16 protein-coding genes are annotated in these 17,497 nt (G+C 40.4%); 10 read left to right on the forward strand and 6 right to left on the reverse strand.

The features are described from left to right. Positions 1 to 363 (reverse strand): LIC_11502 family protein, encoded by a 363-nt coding sequence (locus CH352_RS11435; protein ID WP_100707232.1) that lies wholly within the window; start codon positions 361 to 363, stop codon positions 1 to 3. Between the two features lie 16 nt (positions 364 to 379). On the opposite strand from CH352_RS11435, the gene queG reads away from it, so the two are divergent. After that, on the forward strand, positions 380 to 1,318 hold the full coding sequence (gene queG, locus CH352_RS11440) for a tRNA epoxyqueuosine(34) reductase QueG (RefSeq protein ID WP_100707233.1): 939 nt from the start codon (positions 380 to 382) through the stop codon (positions 1,316 to 1,318). On the opposite strand, the gene CH352_RS11445 is transcribed toward queG, so the two are convergent. Then, positions 1,283 to 1,978: a Pr6Pr family membrane protein gene (locus CH352_RS11445; RefSeq protein WP_100707234.1), complete on the reverse strand. Its 696-nt coding sequence runs from the start codon at positions 1,976 to 1,978 to the stop codon at positions 1,283 to 1,285. The two genes, queG and CH352_RS11445, sit on opposite strands and share 36 nt — an antisense overlap. A gap of 49 nt (positions 1,979 to 2,027) precedes the next feature. Beyond that, positions 2,028 to 2,918 carry an AraC family transcriptional regulator gene (locus tag CH352_RS11450; RefSeq protein ID WP_100707235.1) on the reverse strand — a complete coding sequence of 297 codons (891 nt, stop codon included), beginning with the start codon at positions 2,916 to 2,918 and terminating at the stop codon, positions 2,028 to 2,030. Positions 2,919 to 3,073: 155 nt separating this feature from the next. On the opposite strand from CH352_RS11450, the gene CH352_RS11455 reads away from it, so the two are divergent. The 4 genes from CH352_RS11455 to rfaD all read left to right on the forward strand — a co-directional run bounded on the left by CH352_RS11455 (position 3,074) and on the right by rfaD (position 7,965). After that, positions 3,074 to 3,826: an SDR family NAD(P)-dependent oxidoreductase gene (locus CH352_RS11455; protein ID WP_100707236.1), complete on the forward strand. Its 753-nt coding sequence runs from the start codon at positions 3,074 to 3,076 to the stop codon at positions 3,824 to 3,826. A gap of 232 nt (positions 3,827 to 4,058) precedes the next feature. After that, positions 4,059 to 5,177: an A/G-specific adenine glycosylase gene (locus tag CH352_RS11460; RefSeq protein WP_100707237.1), complete on the forward strand. Its 1,119-nt coding sequence runs from the start codon at positions 4,059 to 4,061 to the stop codon at positions 5,175 to 5,177. A gap of 23 nt (positions 5,178 to 5,200) precedes the next feature. Continuing rightward, complete coding sequence (locus CH352_RS11465) at positions 5,201 to 6,958, forward strand: UbiD family decarboxylase (RefSeq protein WP_100707238.1); 1,758 nt, start codon at positions 5,201 to 5,203, stop codon at positions 6,956 to 6,958. Positions 6,959 to 6,999: 41 nt separating this feature from the next. After that, positions 7,000 to 7,965 carry an ADP-glyceromanno-heptose 6-epimerase gene (gene rfaD, locus CH352_RS11470; protein WP_165780188.1) on the forward strand — a complete coding sequence of 322 codons (966 nt, stop codon included), beginning with the start codon at positions 7,000 to 7,002 and terminating at the stop codon, positions 7,963 to 7,965. 40 nt (positions 7,966 to 8,005) lie between these two features. Here the strand turns inward: rfaD and CH352_RS11475 are convergent, their stop codons facing one another. The 3 genes from CH352_RS11475 to CH352_RS11485 all read right to left on the reverse strand — a co-directional run bounded on the left by CH352_RS11475 (position 8,006) and on the right by CH352_RS11485 (position 10,221). Beyond that, complete coding sequence (locus CH352_RS11475) at positions 8,006 to 8,308, reverse strand: ArsR/SmtB family transcription factor (protein ID WP_008592190.1); 303 nt, start codon at positions 8,306 to 8,308, stop codon at positions 8,006 to 8,008. 454 nt (positions 8,309 to 8,762) lie between these two features. Continuing rightward, the gene (locus tag CH352_RS11480) at positions 8,763 to 9,533 is read right to left on the reverse strand and encodes an SDR family NAD(P)-dependent oxidoreductase (protein WP_100707239.1); all 771 of its coding nucleotides are present in this window, start codon (positions 9,531 to 9,533) and stop codon (positions 8,763 to 8,765) included. Continuing rightward, positions 9,517 to 10,221, reverse strand: coding sequence for a histidine kinase (locus CH352_RS11485; RefSeq protein ID WP_100707240.1), 705 nt, complete (start codon positions 10,219 to 10,221; stop codon positions 9,517 to 9,519). The genes CH352_RS11480 and CH352_RS11485 overlap by 17 nt, the downstream gene beginning before the upstream one ends. A gap of 265 nt (positions 10,222 to 10,486) precedes the next feature. Here CH352_RS11485 and CH352_RS11490 point away from each other — a divergent pair, with 265 nt between their 5' ends. From CH352_RS11490 to CH352_RS11510, 5 genes are all read left to right on the forward strand, one after another. Next, positions 10,487 to 11,470: a GDSL-type esterase/lipase family protein gene (locus CH352_RS11490; protein ID WP_100707241.1), complete on the forward strand. Its 984-nt coding sequence runs from the start codon at positions 10,487 to 10,489 to the stop codon at positions 11,468 to 11,470. A gap of 119 nt (positions 11,471 to 11,589) precedes the next feature. Continuing rightward, positions 11,590 to 13,296, forward strand: coding sequence for a DNA repair protein RecN (gene recN / locus CH352_RS11495; protein WP_100707242.1), 1,707 nt, complete (start codon positions 11,590 to 11,592; stop codon positions 13,294 to 13,296). Between the two features lie 131 nt (positions 13,297 to 13,427). Further along, a complete protein-coding gene (locus CH352_RS11500) occupies positions 13,428 to 14,033 on the forward strand; it encodes a MotA/TolQ/ExbB proton channel family protein (protein ID WP_100707327.1) in 606 nt (201 codons plus the stop codon). A gap of 1 nt (position 14,034) precedes the next feature. Then, positions 14,035 to 14,502 carry an ExbD/TolR family protein gene (locus tag CH352_RS11505; protein WP_100707243.1) on the forward strand — a complete coding sequence of 156 codons (468 nt, stop codon included), beginning with the start codon at positions 14,035 to 14,037 and terminating at the stop codon, positions 14,500 to 14,502. 88 nt (positions 14,503 to 14,590) lie between these two features. Then, positions 14,591 to 17,488 carry a BamA/OMP85 family outer membrane protein gene (locus CH352_RS11510; protein ID WP_100707244.1) on the forward strand — a complete coding sequence of 966 codons (2,898 nt, stop codon included), beginning with the start codon at positions 14,591 to 14,593 and terminating at the stop codon, positions 17,486 to 17,488. Positions 17,489 to 17,497 lie beyond the last annotated feature (9 nt).

Consider the following 17,497-nt stretch of genomic DNA (forward strand, 5'->3'; position numbering starts at 1 on the left):
TTAGAATAAGTCACGGGAAGAGTATAATTTCCATTCTAAGTGATATACTTTTTTGATCCCGAAGTCGCAAGCTGCTTGTAAAATCATTTTTTCATCCGATTCTTGGGATAGGATAGAATAAGCATCGGTTAGATCTGAAACGATCTCGGCAAAGATATATTTATGAGTAGGTAAGAAGGGAGAAAGTCCTCTCTCTTCAAATCCACGCAGCGCTCCTAAAAGTCCTGCGAGTAAAATCCTGCCCAAGGGTCTTGTTCTTTCTTTAGGAAGATCCAAGCCGGCTTCTTTTGCCGCGATTAAAAGTTCCTGGAGAGGAATTCCTCCTGATATAGAATATAAGGATGTTTCTTCTCCTTCCTGCATAAAGAAAGAATAAGATATGCTTCTCGAAAGTAAAGAACTTCTGGATAGGCTGAAAAATATCGCAGAGACAAACGGATTCCAGTTATTCGGAGTGGGGCCTGCTTCTGTTCCGCCCGAGGACAAGGAGAATATTCTTCACTGGGTAGAAGAAGGTCGTCATGGAAATATGGATTGGTATCCGAAAAACATGAACCTCCGATTAGAACTGGAAGGGCTCGGATTCAAACCTGAATCAGTGATCGCGTTAGGCGCATTATATAATGATCCTGAATATGAAAACTTAGATCTGCCTTATCGTTTTTCCAGATACGCGATGGGAGAAGATTATCATTCCGTTCTTCGTAAAAAAGCTTCCGATTTGTTGGAGTTTTTAAGAAAGAAGTTTCCGAACCAAAAATTTAGACAGGGAGTAGATTCTCTTCCTGTTCCTGAAAAAATTTTAGCAAGAGAAGCAGGTCTTGGTTGGATCGCGAAAAATACGAATCTCATTCATGAAGAATATGGGTCCTTCTTCTTTATCAGTTTAATATTTACTGATCTTCCCTTGAGTTTTGTTTCCGTAAAAGCAAAGGATAGATGTGGGACATGTAGAGCCTGTCTAGATTCTTGTCCAACAGGCGCATTGGAGCCTTACAAAATTGATGCTCGAAAATGTATCTCTTATAAAACGATAGAAGATAGATCCGAAAATGTAGATTTTCTATATGGTTGGGTATATGGATGCGATATTTGCCAAGAGATCTGTCCTTGGAATCAGGTTAAAGCCCGTAAGAAAGGTTGGAAAACGGAAATAGGTGAATTTAAGATCCGAGATCTATTTAAAAAAGAAAATCTCTCGGATCTGGATGAGAAAGAATTCAAAACTTATTTTCAGGATTCCGCAGTCAGTAGGATCTCCTACAAGCAGATGAAAAGAAATTTAACTGCTTGGGAAAGAGATTCTACCAAATTTTGAAGATAGAAATTTATCTATTAACGCCAAAAATCCTGCGATCAACAAAAATAGGACAAAGATCCCTACAATGTTTATCGAAACTCCTGAATAACCTAGGCGCGGAACATCCATAATATTATAGGGATACCATTCCATAATCGCGCCTCTAATTAGAGTGAATATAGCATATGCTATCGGAAGAATGGCGGCTAAAAGAATTCTGCGAAGAGTTACTTTATTTGCCGGCCCGAAGATGATCCAACCGATCACTGCAATTATGGGAGCGATATCATGTTCTAATCTGCTCGCAGTATCTGCGATGATATCATTTTTAGGTACAGTCTGCAGAACGAAATTAAAAACAATCCCGGTGATTGTAATATTTATTATCCCGATCAACCTCCATATATGAAAAGCGGAAGAAGTCCGATGCAAATTTAATGCAAGGAGTAAAGTAGTAATCCCTAAAATTAAATTGGACTGAGTCGTAAAAAAAGAAAATTGATTGAGTAGGCTGTCTATTCCAGGACCGAATGTTCGAGTAAAACCTGCGTTTGGCGGAAGAGATGATTTGTGATAGTAGGCATACCAAAGTTCTAATAGTACACCTATAAAGCAAACCAGAGCGGTAGAAGCGAATACTAACCGAGCCAGAGTAAGATTCAGTTTAGAAGTTTGCATATGATTACTTCTCCGTTTAGAAAAATCGATCGCTGGATTCTTATTAGTTTCAGAAGTTCGTCAATGCTATTTTTTCTCTTACATTAGAAGCATCTCTCACTGGAGAGTCTCCGAAAAATCTGGAATATTCTCGATTGAATTGAGTTACACTTTCATATCCCACTTCATAGGCTGCACGTGATGCAGAGTAAGCGCTATGAACTAAAAGTTTTCTTGCTTCTAGTAGTCTAAGTTGTTTTTGGAATTGGACAGGACTTAGGCCGGTGATCCGCTTAAATTGTCTGTGAAATGTAGTAACTCCTAATCTGGATTTTGCTGCCAGTCGTTTGATTTCCATAGATGCAGTGTAATTTTCCCGGATCCAGCGAATTGCTGGGTATATGCTTGGTCCTTTACCTTGCGCTTCGCAGAATTTTCTTAAACGCCATCCTTGCGGGCCAAGAAGAACTCTATATAATATTTCTCTTTCATAGATAGGTGCAAGTGCAGGTATATGTTCCGGGGTTTTTAGAAGACGGAGCATTCTGACCCAGGCTTCCAAAAATTCAGTCGAAGCTTCACACGCCATGAATTCATCATTTGAATGTGCTTCCGAAGGATCTTTGGGCAGGTCATTTAATAAATCTAGAATGGAATCTTGGTCTAATTCAAGACCCAAGGATATATATGGTCCAGTCTTGCCTTGTTGCACTTTTCCTGTGGCCGGGATATCTGCGGAAATTACAAAGTAAGACGGTGCTTTTAATTGGATAGTCTGTTCTCCGATGGAGATAGTCTTACCTCCTTGAACAACTAATCCGATCATAGGCTCATAGATCGCCGCAAGTTGATGTTCGGATACTTCTCCCTTTATAAGTAATACTTTCGGAAGCTCCGTCTTTGTCGGCTGAGTGGTTGCTCGGATCGTTAGTTCGGCAATCTCTTTTAGGATTTCCTTCATTCTGTAATAGAAAAATAAGAACCGTATTTTCTAAAGCGAAATCCGAAGGATATTTTAATTTAATAATGGTGAGGTAGTATTAGGCAATCAATCGGTATGATCCGATCTTTACGATATCTAAAAATCCTTTATGATCTAACGTATTGGAGAACTTTATGAAAGTAGCAATTGTAACAGGAGCAAGCAACGGGATCGGAAAAAATACAGCGATCGAATTAGGGAAACGTGGGATCGGTGTGATCCTTACTTATCATTCTGATAAGAAAGGTGCAGAAGATGTAGTGAAAGAAGTAGAGAAGAATGGATCCAAAGCGGTTTGTCTGAAGTTGGATTTAAGCCAAAAGTCTTCTTTCGAAAATTTTACAGAGCTTGTAAAAAAGAACCTAGAAGAGATTTGGAAAAGAAGAACTTTTGATTACTTAGTGAACAACGGAGGTATAGGGGGAGGAATGCCTTTTACGGAGATCACGGAAGAATATTTCGATCAGATACTGAACACAAATTTTAAAGGGCCGTTCTTCATAACACAACAACTTGTTAAATTAATAGAAGACAATGGTAGAATTGTAAATACATCCAGTTCTTCCAGCCACGGATCTTTTGTAGGATATTCTGCTTATGGAGCTTCTAAAGCAGCTTTGACTTCTTGGACAAAATATCTGGCAAAAGAACTTTCTCCCAGAATGATCAGAGTGAATGCAGTTTCTCCAGGTCCAACGCATACGAACCTTGGGGGTGGCGCATTCGATAAATATCCTGAATATATCCAACCATTAGCGGATCAGACAGCTCTGGGAAGGATTGGAAGTCCGGACGATATTGCAAAGGTGATCGTAAATTTGTTATCGGATGAATTCTCTTGGGTAACTGCACAAGACTTAGAGGTTTCCGGAGGGTTTTTGTTATAGGTGAGGGAACTTAATCTGGAAGCGCTTGTAGGAGGTCCTACAGGATTTTGGGTTGGGAATGTGCTTGCTAGTTTGAGATTTCTGTGATATGGCAGTGGGTTTGGTACCACCGCCCAGCCCCCGCCCAGAGTAAGGGCGGGGAGACCCTTCCCTGAATTTTGTAGGAATTCCAACAAATCCACTTCGAAAACTCCTTTTCTCCCTGGAGTAAAAGACTTGGATAGTCAGATACATGCGCGCCGGTCAATCCGATCTTCCGACCTACGAATTCGATCCTAAAACGAATTTAAAGCTTAGAAATTGGTTCGTCCAAGAAAAAAGAGACCTGGCATTTCGAAAAAATAGAACCCCTTACTCTACTTGGGTGAGCGAGATCATGCTGCAGCAGACGAGAGTTGCTGCAATGCTTCCTCTTTACGAAAAGTTTATAGATAGATTTCCAAAACCGGAAGATCTTGCAATCGCTGAAGAAGAAGAAGTATTTCGTTATTGGCAAGGACTTGGCTATTATTCCAGAGCTAAAAATCTTTTGGCTGGGGTTCAAAAGTTAGTCAATGAGTTCGGTGGAAAATTTCCTAAAAGTTTGGACGATGCTCTTTCTCTTCCTGGGGTAGGACCTTATACTGCTCGTGCAATTCTTTCTATCTCTTATAATTTACCTTTTGCAGTTTTAGACGGGAATGCCAAAAGAGTTCTCTCTCGTTTAGCATTGTTCAGAGAATCAGGGCCAAAGGCAGATCCAGCCTTACAAAGGATCGCAGATTCATTTTTGAATTTGGAATTTCCTGGAGACCATAATGAAGCGGTAATGGAATTGGGTGCTCGCATTTGTATTCCAAAACCTTTATGTACTGAATGCCCCCTTCAAGATGATTGTTTGGCATACCAAAATGGTGTCCAAGACAGTATTCCTGAAATGGAAAAGAGAAAAAAGGAAATCCCTTTAAATATCCGATTTTTTATTTTAAAAACCAAACAAGGTATAATTCTTGTTCGTTATCCGGAGAGAAGATTTTTTAAAACGATCTATTCTTTACCTTTTTCTTTTGAAGGAAAAAATCCTTACGAGGCTGATCCTATTTTGCATTGGCATCTAAAACCTTCCGATCTAGGTATCAAATTTAAACATACGATTACACACCATAAGATCCAAGGTTTCGTTTCCGAAACCGAACTGGATCAAAAATCGGAAAAGAAGATCCTGGAGAATTTCCGTAAAATTCGTCCTTCTATAGAGATTAAATATTGTAATTGGAAAAATTTGGAGACTGAGTTTCCTTCTTCGATAGCAAAAAAGATCAAACAAACGCTGGCTAAAGATGGAGCAGTTTTGCCAGGGTTAGAAAATTAAACTTATAATAAAAAAGGAAAACTATGAGCATTCGATCCACTTCTGAATTTGTAAAAGAACTTTCTAAAAAAGGAGAACTTTTGGAGATCAAAGAAGAAGTGGATCCTATTCTGGAGATTGCAGAGATCCAGAGAAGGGTAGTTGCCAAAAGAGGCCCTGCACTTCTATTCTCGAACGTAAAAGGATCCAAATTTTCCGTAGCCACTAATTTATACGGCTCGGAAAATAGGATCAAGATCGCATTCGGAGAAGATCCTGAAAAGTTTATTCAGAAAATTGCATATACTGCAAAACATCTAATGCCTCCGACTCCTAAAAAAGTTTGGGAAGCGAGATCTCTTGCCTGGACTGCCTTAAAAGTAGGTCTGCGTAAAGTTAGTAAGGCTCCTATTTTGGATTCGGAGCTGCAGAGTATTGAAGAATTACCTGCATTAAAATCTTGGCCCAAGGATGCGGGAAGATTTATCACATTACCTTTGGTCTATACGGAAAGCCCCAAAACCGGAAAAGGAAATCTGGGAATGTATCGTATTCAATTCCACGGGCCAAAACTTACCGGGATGCATATACAGATCCATAGAGGCGGTGGATTTCATTATTCCGAGGCGGAAGAGGAAGGTAATGCATTGCCTGCACATATCTATGTAGGAGGTCCGCCTGCTCTTACAATTTCCGCAGTAGCACCACTTCCGGAAGAGATCAGTGAGTTCCTCCTCGCCTCACTTTTATTAGGTGAAAGATTAAAGGTACTAAAAAATAAAAAGATCAGTCCGCTTCCAATTGTTGCGGATGCTGACTTTGCATTGATCGGAAAAATTCCTCCTAAGATCAGAAAACCAGAGGGCCCTTTTGGAGATCATTACGGATATTATGCACTAAAACATGATTATCCGGTATTCGAAGTGGATAAAATTTACGCTCGTAAAGATGCAATTTGGCCCGCAACAGTTGTAGGACGTCCTCCGCAAGAAGATCATTGGATTGCGGAATATCTACAACATTTATTATCTCCTATGTTCCCGATCGTGATGCCTCAGGTAAAAGGAATTTGGGCTTACGAAGAATCCGGAGTGCATTCTTTAGCAGCCGCTATCGTAAAAGAAAGATACAAAAAAGAAGCCTTCATGGGAGCCCTTCGGATTTTAGGAGAAGGACAACTGTCTCTCACTAAATTCCTGATCGTGACCGATCAAGAAGTCCCATTAATGAACTTTAAAACTACTTTCCTCGCAGCTCTTGAAAGATTTCAACCTGAGACTGACTTACATATATTCTCTAATATTTCTCAAGATACTTTGGATTATACAGGACCGAAAGTAAACGAAGGAAGCAAGGCGGTTTTACTTGGAGTTGGGCCTAAGACTCAAAAGTTAAAACCGAAGATTACTTCTAATATTAAAAATTCTAAATTCAAAAATCCGAAAGTATATTGTCCTGGAGCCTTGGTGGTTTCAGGACCGAAATATAAAAAAGGGGACCGGATCTTAGAGGCACTACGTAAAGAAGCAATCACCCAAGGATTTTTATTCGTATTCTTAGTAGATAATTCGGAAGAAGCAACCAAATCGGATCACGATTTTATCTGGAATGTATTTACCAGATTTGAACCTGCAGCAGACATTTACGGAGATTCGAAAGTTGTTCGAAATCATATTTCTTTCGAGGGTCCGATCCTAGTAGATGCAAGATTAAAAACCTGGTATCCTCCTGTTCTAGAAGAAGATCCTAAAATCTCCAAACAAGTAGAAGATAGATTTGGTAGACTTTTGGATTCCCTATAGGAACTTGTCCTAGGAAAAGTGAACTTTAATCAAATGGAAGAATGGGAATGAAACGAGTAATCGTTACCGGCGGAGCCGGGCTAATTGGAAGTAATGTAGTTAGACTTCTGAATGAGCAAGGTATTTCAGATATCCTTGTAGTAGATCATTTGGGTACCTCTTCCAAATGGAAAAACCTAAGAGGATTGGAATATACAGATTATTCCGAAAAAGAAGAATTTCTACAAAAAGTACAAACCACAGATATCTTAAAAGATTATTCTCATATCTTTCATTTAGGTGCTTGTTCTTCTACAACTGAAACGGATGCTTCTTATCTAATCAGAAACAATTATGAATATACCAAGATCTTAGCGGAGGAGTCTCTTCATAAAAAGATACATTTCCTATACGCTTCTTCCGCAGCCACTTACGGAGAAGGGCAATTTGGATACGACGATAAGGCGCCGATCCATTCTCTCAAACCTCTGAATATGTATGGATACTCCAAACATATGTTCGATCTATATGCCCTGAAAAAAGGATTCTTAGATAAGATCACAGGAGTGAAATACTTCAATATATTCGGATTCGGAGAGGCTCACAAAGAGGACATGAGATCCGTAGTATTGAAAGGATACGAACAGATCTCTTCCGAAGGAAAATTGAGATTATTCAAGTCCTACCGTCCAGATTATAAGGATGGAGAACAAAAAAGGGACTTCCTTTACGTAAAAGACGCGGCCAAGATCAGCTTATTTCTTTTAGAAAACCGTAAATTCGGTTTATATAATGTGGGAAGAGGGCAAGCGGAGACCTGGAAATCGCTTGCTTCCGCTTTATTTAAGGCGATGGGAAAACCGGAAAATATAGAATATATGGAAATGCCCGAAAGTTTAAAGGCAAAATACCAATATTATACAAAAGCTGAGACTCAAAAGCTGATCTCAAGCGGTTACAAAGAAGGATTTACTGATTTGGAAACTGCGATTGCGGATTACGTGGATCTGCTGAGAAAAGAAGATTAATAAGGGGCTCCTTTGAAGGGAACCCCGCAGTAGCTATTAATTACTTAGAAAAGATCTGAAGTAAAGATTTTGCGAATGCTTTGAATTTTGCGTCTTTGATAGAGTAGAATACTTGGTTAGAAACTTTTTTGCTTCCTAAGTATCCTGCTTCTTTCATTTTGCTTAAGTGTTGAGATGCAGCTGATTGGCTGATACCAAGTGCGTCTACAAGTTCTCCCACGCTGTGTTCTTTTCTAGAAAGATGGAGAAGGATTTTTAATCTGTCAGGATGAGCTACTGCTTTAAGTCCGCGGATGGTAGAATCCAGATGAGTTTTTTTAATTTCTAACTTTTGGGCTGCCATAATCTGCCTTCTGTTGTATTTGAATCCACTCTAACATAACCTTTGAAATTTACAAGGATTTCCGAAAAGTATCTCTATTTTTTGTAAAATTATAAATCATGTAAATTATGATATAATTATGTAAATAAAATGGAAAATAATTTATTACCAATTGTAGAAGTAATAACCTCAAAGCTTACATATATTGAATATTATAACTTTCAATCCTTCGAATATTAGAACCCTCTTACGTTTAGAAGATCCCAAAAACTCAATATTCTAATTTAACAATAAACTAAAAATGTACTATTATAAACTTCGAATTTGCCGGAATTCTAATGCAAGAAAACGTTTAGAAGTGTGAACAAGCTTTCAGCTTAACGAAGATAGGCGAAATGGAATTATTGAAGGCAAAAGTGTGGAAGAATTAAGGAAAACTAATGGACTGAAGAAGGGAATAAAAGAAACAAAGGGGTCAAATTTTGACCCCTCCAGAAATTTCCAAAACGACTCCGTCTACAAGATCGTTTTGAGCGATAAATACCGCGGTGCTTGCAATTTCATCCGGTCTGCCTAATCTACCGATCGGGATCAAGGCTTCCCATTTTTTTAGAGCTTCCGGATTCATATCTTTCATTACCATCTCAGTAGCGATGAATCCAGGTGCAATTCCTGCGACTCTGATGCCGTAACGGCTGAGTTCCTTCGCCCATAACTTTGTCATGGCTGCTACACCCGCTTTTGCCGCGGAATAGTTGGTTTGACCAGGATTGCCATGCATAGAAACGGAAGCGATAGGGATAATCACACCTTTGGTACCGTTATTTACCATTTGAACTGCCGCTTCTCTACCTGTTAAGAATACTCCAGTCAGGTTAACGTCGATCACGGCCTGCCATTCTGCCAAAGACATTTTGGAGGCAACTTTACCAGTTTGTTTATCCGCTTTTATTAAGAGACCGTCTCTTAAGATCCCGGCATTCAAAACTGCGATATCGACGGAACCGAAGGCGGAAACCGCTTGCTCCATAAGTTCAACAGCGTCTTTTTCCTTAGAAACGTCTGTCGGAACTGCGATTACCTTAGCACCTAGTGCTTCGATCTCTTTTTTAGCTCCACCAAGTTTGTCTGCGGAGATATCCGATAGAACGATATTGGCTCCCAATTTCGCAAAATGAAGGGCCATCTCTTTGCCTAAACCTCCGGCGGAACCGGTGATTACGGCAGTCTTATTTGTGATTTCCAACTTGGTTGATTTCCTTACTTCTAATGGTTACATAATTGTCGGTGAAAGGGATTTCTACCCTGGCGACAGTTTCAGCGGCGCTGGTTTGGATCCTGAATAGGTTTGGATCAATATTCTCACTTTTGAGAAGGATCATGATGAGAGCAATCCCAAGACCGGCTCCCTCAGTATTGTCCATATTATCCATATAGAACTCGGCGATATCATTGTATTCCATCGCCTTTCGCATTTTCTCCCTCATACGAGATTCTTCGATCTCGATTACGGGAGTATTATTAACTACTTCGACTACCAAACCTTCGGAGGCGTAAGTGACCGAAATTTTGACAAAAACACCTCTGGCAAGACAACGCTTTCCGTATTCGTCAGCCATTTTTTCGGAGAAGTTCTCTTTGAATTGGGCCAGACCTTGGTCATAATGTTCATGATTTCGGATGTCCAGACCAAGATCTTCGAAGAAAACCCTCTTTTGGTTGGCCTTTACTCCGTTGATCGCCATCTCTTTGGTGATCGTATACAGCATCTCGATGTATCTTGTTTGGCCTAATTTTTCCAGAACTTCTGTTAGAATACGTAAAACGTATTTTTCCAATTTGGAATTCATTCTGGAAGATTGAACGGAGATGCGGGAGCGGCTGAGGATGTATTCTGAGAGCTGGGCGTCTAGATCTTTGAAACTTTTTGCCATGCTCGTTTAGTCCTCTGTAGGAGAAAAATCGATACCCAGTGTTTCCCCCAGGACGATTCATGCAATCAAAAATCCTCGGGTCCCAGATCTCAAAAAGGATACAAACGTAAATGTCTGGCCGCGTCCCTCGCGAACCTAAACCGAAATAATGATGAACGGCCTGTTTCTGCCTTGCTCGTTATAATTAAAATTCTAGATTTGAGGTTGCCGATTTTCTAATTTGGAAAAAATATTTCGTAATCTTTTTCGATCCGGATCAATAAAAATGAAACTCGTAAAATTAATTCTTCGGTTGCTTCCTCTCTTTCTAATCCTTAGCAGTTTGGGACTTCCCGCGCAACCTGCTCCTTATAAATTGGTAAATCCTGTACGTATACGACCATTTGGAGATTCCATCACATATGGAGTTCAATTTGCTGCTGGTTTTCCTTTTTGCCCAGTTCCGGCTATCGGACAATATATTTGCTCGCCTCCTATTGCAATCGGAGGAGGCTATCGGGGATGGATGACTTTATTTTCCTTTGAAGGAGATGGTATCATATTCACTACCGAAGGATACCAAGCAGGAGGATCAAATACGAGCCAATGGGTATCCAATACGCAGATGCATGATGGTTATCCTGGCTGGACAAATGAAGCATTGATGCCAATTGCCGGTTTGCCTAGCTTTTCGGATATTACGCTCGTCCATTCTGGTACGAATGATATGTGGCAGATCTTAAAGATCCAGAATCCAACGGATGCTCAGATCGATCAAGTGGCGTCTTCCGTTGGGGTGAGTCTTTTTCAGTTGCTTAGCCAGCTACTTGCCAATAACCCAAAAGCTTACGTGTTCGTTGCCAAAATCATCCAAGTTTCGGCGCCTCAGGCTCCTTATAATTCTTTCGATTATAATACGGTAAATAAAGTCATCTTTAAGTACAATAATTACATTTCAAATAATTGGAATAATATGCCGCCTGCGAACAGGGCAAGGATGGCGCTTGTAGATATGTCCCAAGTTTTACAACCAGGACCTGACTATTCCGGTGACGGAGTCCATCCGAGTGGATTAGGTTATATGAAGATAGCTTGCACATGGATCCAAGCCATTAAAGGACAAAAACCTAACCCGCAGGAACCTTGTTCAGGAATCACGGATTTAAGCGCGGTCCAAAAAATGAACCCGTCTAAAAATGAAACGAAACAGATGACTCTTCCCAAAGAACAGTTTCAACAATTGCTTCAAGGAAAGTTGCGATCTAATTGAGATGACTTTTCCTTCTCTTTTATTTTGGGAGAGGGAAAAAATAAAAATACTATACAAAAAAATAGTTTACAAAAGTATATAATCATACGAATAGTATGCTGTAGCTAAGAGGAAAAACCATGCTTCAGACAATTAGTATTCGAGATTTTGCATTAATTGAATCAGCCCAGATCGACTTAAGAGGGGGCTTAACTGCGATTACGGGGGAGACTGGTTCCGGAAAATCTCTCTTACTAGATGCTCTTTCTTCCTTACTCGGAGGAAAGAGCAGTACTATGGATATCCGAACAGGCTCGGATAAGTATTGTTTGGAAGCTGAGTTCGATGTTTCCCAAAATCCAGGCGCCATAACCTGGATGCGGGAACATGGATTTCCTCTAAGCGGTTCAGCGATTGTGATCCGAAAAGAATTCACCCGAGACGGAAAAACAAAAATCCAGATCAATCATTCCCTTTCTTCTGCTCAGGTGCTTCGCGGTTTAGGAGAGATTCTATCCGAAGTCCATAACCAAAACGACCAAATTCTGCTTTTAGACAAGGCCCAGCAACTGGACATACTGGATGGTTTTGCAGGTTTACATGCACTTAGAGGAGAAGTAAAAGAGGGATTTTTAACCTATAAAAGTCTCAAAAAAAGATTAGAGGAATTAGAATTATCTCATGCGGACAGAAACCGTAAAAAGGAGATACTTCAATACCAGATCGAAGAGATCCATTCTGCTAATTTAAAATTGGGAGAAGAGGAAGAACTGAGTAAGGAAGAGAATCTACTCGTTCACGGCGAAAAACTCGCAGAGAACCTGGATATAATCACTGGTTACTTGCACGAAAGTGAGTCTTCTGTTTTAGGAATATTTCCCAAGGTGCTTGCCGCTTCCGATAAGATCAAAGTTTTGAACGAATCATTAAACGAAATGGATTCTGCCCTTAAGGAAGCGTATGTTACAATCCGTGAGATCAATACTACTGCCCAAGACCAAAAGGAAGAAGTATTTTTCTCCCCAGAAAGACTTTCTCATGTACAATCCAGATTGGACCTAATCCAAAAATTAAAGAAAAAATACGGGAATTCAATCTCTGAAATTTTAGAAACAAAGAAGAAGGCGGAAGATGAACTTTCTGCTTTAGAACAGAATTTAGATTCTAAAACTTCTCTGGAAAAAGAAAAGAAAAGAGCGGCAGACAAATTGACCCAAGCTTGTTTGCAACTTTCTAAATCTAGACGAGAAGTATTGAATAAGTTCGAATCTAAACTCAAATCTGAATTAGAAGTTCTGGGAATGAAAGGTGCCGGGCTACAAGTAGTACTTCGTTGGGAAACAAGCCCGGAAGGAGAAGTAGAAGCCCAAGGAAAATCTTATTTAGTAAACGAATTCGGATTGGACCAGGCAGAATTCTATTTTAGTCCAAACCCAGGTGAAAAGCCAAGACCTCTCCGTAAAATCGCTTCCGGAGGAGAAATTTCCAGAGTAATGTTGGCCATCAAAAGTGTGCTTGGTTCCAATTTTGATGGAAAAGTTTTAGTTTTTGATGAGATTGACTCTGGTCTGGGCGGAGAGATTGCTTCTGACGTAGCAAAAAAACTTAGAACCCTCTCTAAGACTCACCAAATCATTTTGGTAACACATTTACAGCAGATAGCTGCGGCTGCGGACCATCATCTGCTTGTAAGTAAACGACTCAAAGAGGGAAGAACTGTCTCCGAAACTGAATTCTTAGGAATGGAGGAACGAACTATGGAACTTGCGAGAATGATCGCGGGTCAAAATATCTCCAAAGGCGCTCTCCATCACGCAAAGGAACTGCTCAAAAAGAAGGCTGTATAATTCGTCTTCTCAGTTTCTCTTTTTACCGGGGGTAAATTCGCTTCCGGTAAAAAGGAAAACTTCCTTTTAAAAATCGTTTGGCAGGGACAGCCGAGTTGGAAACCCTACTCCTTGGAGAACCTCAAGCCGATATGATTCTTGCCAAAACAGATTCTTTGGTTTCTATTATTCCACCGGAAACCGTACCTATTCTGATCCTTCTAGTTTCTATAGTAGGATTTACAATCATCATAGAAAGGCTGATCTTTTTCTCTCGTTGGAAAGCAATTACTCCGGACGATTGGAGAAGAGTAAAAGATCTACTCAGAGAAAAAAACTACGACTCAGCCTCCGACCTGATGAGAAGTCTGAGCCAGGGACCAGTCTCCCAGGTTTTACAAGCTGGTATCACCCAGTTTAAGAGAAATGCATCTTCCGTAGATGATGAGATCTTAACCCAAGGTTTGAACCAGATCCAAAGAATGGAAAAATTCCTTTCTCCGTTAGCTACCATTGCTACCATCTCCCCACTTTTAGGAGTATTGGGAACAGTTCTTGGGATCATTCGTTCCTTCGCAGAAGGTTCCGGAACAAGAGGAGCGGAAGTAGGGATCAGTGAAGCATTGATCACCACAGCAATGGGACTTGCGGTTGCGATCCCAGCTTATATTTTCCATAACTTCTTTCAAAAGAAAAAAGAAGACGCGATTTCCGAAATGGAAAGCCTTTCCGAGCAGGCACTTAGGTTTTTAAAATAAGATGAAATTCAAAAAGTGGAGTCGGGGAGAAAGCGGAAGTTTTAGGGCAGGCCAGATCGAGCTTGCACCTATGATCGACGTTATCTGCTTCATCGTAATTTATTTTTTGATGAACGCTACTTTGGAAAAATCCACAGTAGTAAAGATAGAACTCCCTAGATCTTCTAGCACTGCTCAGGAAAAGAAAAAGGACGAATTGGTTATCACTGTCAATAAAGACGGAAAAATTTTCCTAGATAAAGACACTGAGCCTGTTCCTTTGGAAAAACTGACAGAAAAGATAAAATTGTTCAATGGCCAAAACCAAGGCGACGACAAAGACAAAAAAGAACAGAGTAAAAATCGGGTGATTATCAGAGGTGATGGTGGAGCGAATTACCAAACCATCGTCAAGGTGATCGATAAAGTGAACGAAGCCGGAGTAACAAGATTTAATCTTGCGATGGTTCGTCAACCGGGAGGTCAGTGATCCGCTCAGGTGGATCTAAAGACTTATTTCGAGAAGGTATAGACCTTCTCGATTTTAAATAAAGCCTTAAGGCGATTTCAAAAGACTCTTGAAACGAAAAGTATCTATATATAAATCCTTTGCCGTTATTTTTGTAAGCGGATTCTTTTTTTACTCCGGCGAGATCTCTCAACTTTTCTCCAAAAAGAGCGATTATTTCGGAAAGATCGTTAGAGAAATAAAATTTAACGGAAACAAGAATACATCCGACTCGGATATCAGCGGTCTTTTGGAACTCCGAACAGGTAAACTTCTCACCAAAGGGATCATAGACCGAGACTTAAAAGCATTATTTGCATCCGGGTTCTTCTACTTTATCGATATCAAAGCGGAAGAAATGGAAGGTGGTGTCCGGGTTATTTTCGAACTCAGAGAACGACCTAGAGTCAAGGACATTGAATTTATCGGAGCCGACGAAGTTTTTCCGGCTGACCTTCGAGACAAAATGCCTCTCAAGGACAACGAGGTGATCACTCCGCAAAAAGTCACTAAGTCCAGAGATATTATATTACAAAAATATAAAGATGAAGGGTTCTTCCTTGCTTATGTAAAAGTGGAGCTTGGAAAACCCGACCCTAAAACAAACTTAGTGAAAGTCCGTTTCATCATCGACGAGGGAGAAGAGATACCGGTCGCAAAGATCAATATCTACGGAAACGAAACAATCGAAACTTCAGAGATCATTGGACTCATGGAGTTAAAGGAAGAAGGTCTATTTGAAGGTGGTAACTTCAAAGAAAGCTCCTTTGAAAAAGATAAGGAAGTCATCCAAGCTTATTTGAGAAGTAAAGGATACTTGGATTCAGAATTGATCCGTGAAGGCACTAACTGGGAGATCCATTGGGAAAACGCCGAAAAGAAAAACAGAAGGGTAATTATAGTTAATATCAAACTCTATGAAGGGCAGGTTTATTATTTTAACGGATATACTGTTTCCCATGATATGACTACGGATGGGGACGGTAGACCCATCTTCTTAAACAAAGAGAATAACCCTCCGGAAACTCCTAAGGATAAATTAAAACCTCTATTCACGATCCCGGAGATCGAAAAATCCTTGGATTATAGTTCTAAAGATGCAGGAGAAATTTTCGACGAGACCGTATTCTCCAGAGATAGGGCAACAGTAAATGAACTCTACGGATCTAAAGGTCATATTTTCGCTCAGGTAATTCCTAGAAGAAAGATCGTTTCTTTGGATTCTGAAAGTTTAGAATATTATGAAAATTGTGCCTCAAGAAGAACAGAGGTGGAAAAGAAATCCTGTGAAGAAGAATACAAACAATTAAATATTCGCAAGTTAAGAGAAATTTTTAGAGATAATCCCGAGTTGAGAGGACGTAAGTTCGTTCATGTGGACTTTACCATTCGCGAAAACAACCTGGCTCAGATCGAAAACGTAATCATCAAAGGAAATAAGAAAACCCAGGACAAGGTAATCCGTAGGGAGTTACTTTTCAAACCGGGTGACTTATTCGATTCCAGTCTAGTAAACCGTTCCAGGGAAAGGATATTCAACCTAGGTTACTTCAAAGAGGTAAACTTTAATATGAGACCCGGTTCGGATGACACTAAGATGAACCTGGTCATCGAAGTATTAGAACAACCTACCGGAACGGTTTCCATGGGTGGTGGTTATGGAACCATCACAGGGTTTACTATCTTCACAGAGATTGGGGAGAACAACTTAAACGGAACCGGGCAAAAAGTATCGGGACGTTTGGAATTCGGACCCTATCGCAGATCCTTTCAGATCTCTTGGACGGAACCTTGGATGTATGATACTCCTTGGTCTCTTTCACTTTCCATGTTCTATTTCTCTCGGACAATATTCTTAGGTTCCACTTCTACGATTTCCATTTCGGATAGTACAACTTCTCCAACTGTTGAGAACGCTACCTATGATAACAACGGTTTGGGGGTCACCATGGGTGTGGCTCACAGACTTGGAACTAACTGGACTCACTTCCATAGATATACTCCTGCATTCTATTCTTATTCCAACCCGACCGCACTTGTGTCTGATGCGGTTTTGGCTAACGTGAGAAGGGGATGGCAATTCCGTTCTCAGGTCACAAACGGTCTCGCTTATGATATTCGAGATAACGTATTTGCTCCTACTCGAGGTTACGATCTGCTCTTCCAGGTGGATAACGTGGGACAGTATTTGGGTGGATCTTCTCACTTCGACCAATATAGGGTCTTAGCGGAGTACTATCATACTTGGTTCGACTTTACATTCGGAGGTTTGATCCGGAACAACGCACTTCGTAGATGGAGAGTTGTCCAGGAATTCAGGACTTCCGATACTTTTATTTTCCAAAGATCACCGGCAGGGGGATCTCATAATCAGGACCCTGTTCAGGATCCTTATATTCGTCCTCAGGATTTGCTCATCATTGGTGGTTACGAGTCCTTGAGAGGTTGGTATTATAACGACCAAAAATATCCTGTGGAATGGAGAGATGGTGCCCAACATCGTATCCTTTTTGATACGGAGATCCGAATTCCGATAGAACCTAGCTTACTCTGGCTTGTGGTTTTCTTAGACGGAGGAGCACTTTACGAACAAGTGAACCGTGCAACAGGAACTAAAAAGGATTATTTCGAATCTTACGATAAGAATAAGGCGGATCAGATTGCCGCAAACCCGATCGGCTGGTACATCCAAAATAATTTCAATTTGCAGAATGGACGTAAGGCCGACGTAACATATGACGAATTGAATAACCCAGGAAGATTGATCTTATCATCGGATAACGTTGCAATGGACAGAATGAGATATTCTTGGGGAGTGGGCTTAAGAGTTCAGATCCCTGTTCTTCCTTTACGTATTTATTTCGCGCAAAAGTTAAAACCTACCGGAAATTTCTGGGCACCTTTCGAAAGATATGAATCGGACAACGCATTCCAATTCGTATTCGGTATCGGTGATTACAGATTTTAGGGAGTTTTC

The sequence above is a fragment of the Leptospira hartskeerlii genome (assembly GCF_002811475.1).
GTDB classification, from domain to species: Bacteria; Spirochaetota; Leptospiria; order Leptospirales; family Leptospiraceae; genus Leptospira_B; species Leptospira_B hartskeerlii.

Coding starts and splice junctions, on each gene's coding strand:
- CH352_RS11485 (WP_100707240.1), bottom strand. CDS start 10,221: ATGGCAAAAAGTTTCAAAGATCTAGACGCCCAGCTCTCAGAATACATC.
- CH352_RS11450 (WP_100707235.1), bottom strand. CDS start 2,918: ATGAAGGAAATCCTAAAAGAGATTGCCGAACTAACGATCCGAGCAACC.
- rfaD (WP_165780188.1), top strand. CDS start 7,000: ATGGGAATGAAACGAGTAATCGTTACCGGCGGAGCCGGGCTAATTGGA.
- CH352_RS11465 (WP_100707238.1), top strand. CDS start 5,201: ATGAGCATTCGATCCACTTCTGAATTTGTAAAAGAACTTTCTAAAAAA.
- CH352_RS11435 (WP_100707232.1), bottom strand. CDS start 363: ATGCAGGAAGGAGAAGAAACATCCTTATATTCTATATCAGGAGGAATT.
- CH352_RS11460 (WP_100707237.1), top strand. CDS start 4,059: ATGCGCGCCGGTCAATCCGATCTTCCGACCTACGAATTCGATCCTAAA.
- recN (WP_100707242.1), top strand. CDS start 11,590: ATGCTTCAGACAATTAGTATTCGAGATTTTGCATTAATTGAATCAGCC.
- CH352_RS11505 (WP_100707243.1), top strand. CDS start 14,035: ATGAAATTCAAAAAGTGGAGTCGGGGAGAAAGCGGAAGTTTTAGGGCA.
- CH352_RS11475 (WP_008592190.1), bottom strand. CDS start 8,308: ATGGCAGCCCAAAAGTTAGAAATTAAAAAAACTCATCTGGATTCTACC.
- CH352_RS11445 (WP_100707234.1), bottom strand. CDS start 1,978: ATGCAAACTTCTAAACTGAATCTTACTCTGGCTCGGTTAGTATTCGCT.
- queG (WP_100707233.1), top strand. CDS start 380: ATGCTTCTCGAAAGTAAAGAACTTCTGGATAGGCTGAAAAATATCGCA.
- CH352_RS11455 (WP_100707236.1), top strand. CDS start 3,074: ATGAAAGTAGCAATTGTAACAGGAGCAAGCAACGGGATCGGAAAAAAT.
- CH352_RS11490 (WP_100707241.1), top strand. CDS start 10,487: ATGAAACTCGTAAAATTAATTCTTCGGTTGCTTCCTCTCTTTCTAATC.
- CH352_RS11500 (WP_100707327.1), top strand. CDS start 13,428: ATGATTCTTGCCAAAACAGATTCTTTGGTTTCTATTATTCCACCGGAA.